This window comes from Pseudomonas avellanae BPIC 631 (genome assembly GCF_000444135.1).
Classification (GTDB): domain Bacteria; phylum Pseudomonadota; class Gammaproteobacteria; order Pseudomonadales; family Pseudomonadaceae; genus Aquipseudomonas; species Aquipseudomonas avellanae.
Genome location: NZ_ATDK01000487.1, coordinates 1 through 1,039, shown reverse-complemented (window position 1 = coordinate 1,039; position 1,039 = coordinate 1). Strand labels below are relative to the sequence as shown.

Below are 1,039 nucleotides of genomic sequence, written 5' to 3'. Positions count from 1 at the left end.
AAAATACAGCGAGCCCGCGCGGCAATGAGCACGCAGGCATGAGAGAAGTTAATTTTGAGACGGCACACTAGGTGGGGTTTGTGGCGCGGATACGTTTGATGCAGTCTGTGATGTAAGTGCATTGTGGCGCAAGCCCTGACTGCCTGTGCTTGACAGAGTTGATGGATCGAAAGCTTGCTTTCAGAAATTTCAGAATACATCGATTCGAGCCTGAGCCGTTCGCCAATGCGGTTGTGGCATCAGTCTCGGATGAAATACATGGAAGGCTTGAAGCCCCAGCAGATGAGCGACTGGCTTTACAAGTCACTGCTAATGCTGCAAGCATGGCTTGCTGAAAATGAATCAAGGTCTGCATAACGTTATCCATGTTTTTGCATGTCTGGCCGTTCAGCCCTCGCCAACGTCCGGTCCTTTTTGATGCCCGCTGGAACGACGCCGGCAGGCATCAATGACATCTGACTTTCAATTTTTTGTTAAGGGCAGGCCTGTGGCCGGATCCAGGTTTTTTTCCTTACTTAACCTTTTCAGCAACGTATCGTCCGGCTTGTCAGGCGCGGTTTTTGCGTCACGCTCCTTTTGCCATTGAAAGGTGCCGTCCCATGCAGGAAGTTTTGCCGGTGGCAATGGTACGATAGAGTCAATATCTGGAAGTTTTGAACCCAGCTGTTCATTTTTTTGAAGGAACTTGCTGATCAAACGGTACCTGTCTGATCTTTCTTTGTCTAGATCTAAACCTAAATAGTACAGCTCCTCTGTTGGAGGATGGGCCTCAAATGCTTTACTCAATCTCCTGGCGGATGCGGAGTCACCTGACTTAGTGCTCAGGTGATAGATACGTATCGCTTCTTCAAATCTTTTAGATTCACGGATGTATCCTGCTAATTCCCGAGCAGCGCTCGCATGTCCTTGATAAGCAGCACAGCGCAGCATTTCCTCCATTGCGCCTGCTCCGCCTTTTACACGTCCTAGTGTACTGTTTTCGAAAAAATCAGCCACCAACTAACGGAAAATTCAAATCTTATCAATAGCTTAGCTTGCA

Annotated in this window: 1 pseudogene; it reads right to left on the bottom strand. The window is 48.2% G+C overall.

What is annotated here, in order from left to right:
* Positions 1 to 462 precede the first annotated feature (462 nt).
* A pseudogene (locus DW49_RS0124165) lies at positions 463 to 972 on the bottom strand (DUF6396 domain-containing protein); the annotation flags it as partial.
* Positions 973 to 1,039: the final 67 nt, after the last annotated feature.